This is a genomic window from Streptomyces sp. NRRL B-24572 (assembly GCF_002156145.1).
In the GTDB taxonomy this organism is placed as follows: Bacteria; Actinomycetota; Actinomycetes; order Streptomycetales; family Streptomycetaceae; genus Streptomyces; species Streptomyces vietnamensis.
In genome coordinates this window covers 1-4,167 of the sequence record NZ_MWIG01000285.1, presented here as the reverse complement: position 1 = coordinate 4,167, position 4,167 = coordinate 1, and the positions used below count along the sequence as shown (strand labels likewise).

The window sequence follows — 4,167 nt, the reverse complement described above, 5'->3', positions numbered from 1 at the left end:
CCCCCTTGCCCCAGCGGAACGACTGCCCACACGGCAGCGGGGCGACGCCCGACCCAGGCGCGGGGCGAAGGCCCAGCCGGGTGCGGGCCCACACGGCGGCGGGGTGCCGCACAGCCGGGCGCGGGGGCTACAGCTCGCCCAGGGTGACCTCCGTCTTTCGGGTCGTCGTGCCCCGCACGTACGTCACCGTCACCTTGTCCCCCGGCTTCATGGACGCCAGCGCCTCCGACAACGACGTGATCGTCGTGATCTCCGTGTCGCCGAGGCGCGTGATCACGTCACCCGGCTTCAGCCCCGCCTTCCCGGCCGCCCCGTCCGCCGGAGCCTCGACGACCGCCACCCCCGCCGGCTCGTAGTTGTCGTCGAGGACCGTACGGCCGGTGATGTTGAGGGCCGCCCGACCCGAGTCCGTCACCTTGCCGTTCTTGATGATCTGGTCCGCCACCGTCCGCACCATCGACGCGGGGATCGCGAAGCCGATGCCGGGCGCCGAGCCGCCGCCCAGTTCGGGGTCGACCGCGGCGAGCGTGGGGATGCCGATGATCTGGCTGTCGAGGTTCACGAGGGCGCCCCCGCTGTTGCCGGGGTTGATCGCCGCCGACGTCTGGACCATGTTCGCGATGGTCGCGCCCGTGCCGCCGCCGGTCTGTCCCTCGCTGACCGTCCGGCCGGTCGCCGAGACGATGCCCTGGGTCACGCTGCCGGACAGGCCGAGGGGGGAGCCCATCGCGAGCACGATCTGCCCCATGTCGACCTCGGCGGAGTCGCCGAACTTCGCGGCCTTCAGTCCCTGCGGCACGCTGTCCAGCTTGAGCACGGCGAGGTCCTGCTCGGGGTACGAGGAGACGAGCCGCGCCGTGACGGACTGCCCGCCGGTGGCCGCCGTGACCTTGAAGCTCTTCTCCTGGCCGACCACGTGCGCGTTGGTGACGATGTGCCCCTTGGCGTCGTAGGCGACCCCGGAGCCGAGGCTGTTCCCCGCCTCGATCTGCACGACCGACGGCAGGACGTTCTTGATGACGGCCTGGTAGTCGTCCTGGAGCTCGTTGGAGACGAGCGGTGCCGCCGCCTGGGTGGAGCGCTCCGGGGTGGACGTGTCACCGCCGGAGGAGCAGCCGCCGACGAGCGCGACGGCGCAGGCCCCGGCGGTGAGCGGAAAGAGGAGGCGGCGGGCACGGGAACGGGATACGTCCATGTCCGGAGTATCCGATTCCGCCCCACCGGGGGCCCGGCGAGCGCGCCCGATCAGGGGTGCGCGACCGTCAGCCCCGCACCCCGCACAGGTGCAGAAGCGCCGCGATCCGCCGGTACGGCTCCGTGCGCCCCGCCCGGTCCTCGGCGGCGAGCAGCCGCTCCAGCTCCTCGGCGGCGGGCAGGCCCGCGTCGGCGGGGACGTCGTCCGTGAAGACCCGCACCCCGTACCAGGCGTGCAGCGGCGCCGCGATCCCCGCGAGCGTCGCCGTGAGCGCGTCGAGCCGGTCGGCCCGCACCTTCACGCCGTTGTCGTCCGTGTAGACGTCCGAGTCGAAGGCGGCGAGCGCTCCCGACCAGTCCCCGGCGAGCCCCGGTCGCATGGACAGGGCCTCCGCGTTCCGTACCACCAGGGACAGCAGGCCGCCGGGCGCCAGCATCCGGGCCAGGCCCGCGAGCAGCGCGTCCGGCTCGTCCGCGTACATGAGCACGCCGTGGCAGAGCACCACGTCGAAGCTGCCGGGCAGGAAGTGCACCCCGGTCTCGCGTCCGTCGCCCTCGATCATCCGGACCCGCTCGCGGATCCCGGCGGGCTCCGTCGCCAGCGACTCGCGGGCCGTCTTCAGGAGGTCGGGGTCGGCCTCCAGACCGGTCACGGTGTGTCCGGCACGGGCCAGCCGCAGGGCCTGGGTGCCCTGCCCCATGCCCGCGTCGAGGATCCGCAGCCGCTGCCCCACCGGGTAGCGACTGGTTATCTGCTCGTCGAGCTGACGGGCGATGATCTCCTGCCGGATGGTGTCGCGCAGCCCGCCGGGACCGGCGGGCCAGTGGGCGACGACGGGCAGCACCGGGCCGCCGGACTCCGACGTGGCCTCACCGAACGCGCGCCCGTCGAACTCGGAGCTGTCGGCGCTCAGGGCCGCTCTCCGCGCTTGACCTGCGGCTTCGGCAGACGCAGCCGGCGCATCTGGAGCGTGCGCATCAGGCCGTAGGCGATGGCGCCGCGCTTCGGCTCGTTCGGGAAGCGCTCATTGAGCTGCTTCCGCAGACGGATCCAGATGCCGATCGAGTCGATGACGATCAGGACGATCACACCGAGCCAGAGCAGCAGGGAGATGTTCTGCAGCGACCGGTTGGCGTTGCCGAACAGCGACAGCACGAGGATCACCACGGCCATCGGCAGGAAGAACTCGGCGATCGCGAACCGCGAGTCGACGAAGTCGCGCACGAAGCGGCGGACCGGGCCCTTGTCGCGGGCGGGCAGGTAGCGCTCGTCGCCGCTGGCCAGCGCCTCGCGCTGCCGGGCCAGGTCCGAGCGGCGTGCCTCGCGCTGGCGCTTGGCGGCCTCCTTGCGGTCGGTCGGCACCGTCGCGGCGCGCCGGCGCTGGGTCTGCGCTTCGCTCCGCTTCGGGGTCGGGCGGCCCTTGGGGGCCTCGGGGTCGCGGGGCTGCTTGGTGGAGAGGTCCGCCGTCACCTTGTCGGTGGGGGCCTTCTCGTCCTTCGAACGGCTACGGAACACAAAACCCAAGGGTACGGGGTAGTGGGCATGAACCCCATGCCGGGCGGGAACGATCCGCTAACGGACTGCGTCTTGGACCGTACGTACGAAGGACGGCGCGGGATCTCCCCGAGATCCGTCTACTCCCTGCGCGGGAGGGGACGCCGCGCGCAGTCGTCCTTGGGGAGGAGCGCATCCCGCTCCGAACAGTGCGGTAATGGAGACAGGGCCCGTACTGTGGATCCTGTTGAAGAGCTGGAGCCGAGTCCGTCAGAAGGGGGCGCGCGAAGCCCATGAGCGGTGTCATGAAGCGTATGGGGATGATCTTCCGCGCGAAGGCGAACAAGGCCCTTGACCGGGCCGAGGATCCGCGCGAGACGCTCGATTACTCCTACCAGAAGCAGCTGGAGCTGCTGCAGAAGGTGCGGCGGGGCGTCGCCGACGTCGCCACCTCCCGCAAGCGGCTCGAACTCCAGCTGAACCAGCTGCAGGGCCAGTCCGCCAAGCTGGAGGACCAGGGCCGCAAGGCCCTCGCCCTCGGCCGCGAGGACCTGGCGCGCGAGGCGCTGTCCCGGCGGGCCGCGCTCCAGCAGCAGGTCAGCGACCTGGAGGTGCAGCACCAGACGCTGCAGGGCGAGGAGGAGAAGCTCACCCTCGCCGCCCAGCGGCTGCAGGCCAAGGTGGACGCCTTCCGCACCAAGAAGGAGACCATCAAGGCGACCTACACGGCGGCCCAGGCGCAGACCCGGATCGCCGAGTCCTTCTCCGGCATCTCGGAGGAGATGAGCGACGTCGGTCTGGCGATCCAGCGGGCCGAGGACAAGACCGCCCAGCTCCAGGCGCGCGCCGGCGCGATCGACGAGCTGCTCGCCTCGGGCGCGCTCGACGACCAGTCGGGCCTGGCCAAGGACGACATCCAGGCGGAGCTCGACCGGCTGTCCGGCGGTACGGACGTGGAGCTGGAGCTCCAGCGGATGAAGGCCGAGCTGGCCGGGGGCTCCTCGGCGCAGCAGCAGGCCATCGAGGGCGGCTCCGGTACGAACCAGAACCAGGGCCAGCAGCAGTCCCACCCGCGCTTCGAGAAGTAGCTCCGAGAAGCGGCTTCGCGACAGACAGGACGCGTCATGATCGTACGGATCATGGGGGAGGGCCAGCTGGAGCTGGCCGACAGCCACTTCATCGAGCTGAACCGTCTGGACGACGAGCTGCTCGAAGAGATGGAAGCAGGGGACGAGTACGGCTTCCGGCGCACGCTGGGAGCCCTCCTCGACGCGGTCCGCCGCCTCGGTTCACCGCTCCCGGACGACGCCCTGGAGCCCTCGGAACTGATCCTCCCGTCGCCGGACGCGAGCCTGGACGATGTCCGAGCGATGCTCTCCGGCGACGGCCTGATCCCAGGCTGACGCCCCCTGCGCGGCCCCGCACCCGGCCGGCCGGCGCCCCGCCGCCGTGTGGGCCCGCGCCCGCGCCCGTGTGGG

At 71.8% G+C, this 4,167-nt stretch carries 5 protein-coding genes; 2 read left to right on the top strand and 3 right to left on the bottom strand.

All coding sequences use genetic code 11. The features are described from left to right. Positions 1–127: 127 nt before the first annotated feature. The 3 genes from CCN56_RS17840 to CCN56_RS17830 form a co-directional block, all read right to left on the bottom strand. Entirely contained in the window at positions 128–1,195 is a 1,068-nt protein-coding gene (locus CCN56_RS17840) for a S1C family serine protease (protein ID WP_086828021.1), read from the bottom strand. A gap of 67 nt (positions 1,196–1,262) precedes the next feature. After that, the gene (locus CCN56_RS17835) at positions 1,263–2,039 is read right to left on the bottom strand and encodes a bifunctional 2-polyprenyl-6-hydroxyphenol methylase/3-demethylubiquinol 3-O-methyltransferase UbiG (RefSeq protein ID WP_256962017.1); all 777 of its coding nucleotides are present in this window, start codon (positions 2,037–2,039) and stop codon (positions 1,263–1,265) included. A 65-nt stretch (positions 2,040–2,104) separates the two neighbouring features. After that, a complete protein-coding gene (locus tag CCN56_RS17830; protein WP_086828019.1) occupies positions 2,105–2,710 on the bottom strand; it encodes a DUF3043 domain-containing protein in 606 nt (201 codons plus the stop codon). A gap of 272 nt (positions 2,711–2,982) precedes the next feature. Between CCN56_RS17830 and CCN56_RS17825 the strand changes: the two genes are divergently transcribed. Then, a complete protein-coding gene (locus CCN56_RS17825) occupies positions 2,983–3,777 on the top strand; it encodes a PspA/IM30 family protein (RefSeq protein WP_086828017.1) in 795 nt (264 codons plus the stop codon). Positions 3,778–3,813: 36 nt separating this feature from the next. Further along, complete coding sequence (locus CCN56_RS17820) at positions 3,814–4,092, top strand: hypothetical protein (RefSeq protein WP_086828015.1); 279 nt, start codon at positions 3,814–3,816, stop codon at positions 4,090–4,092. Positions 4,093–4,167: the final 75 nt, after the last annotated feature.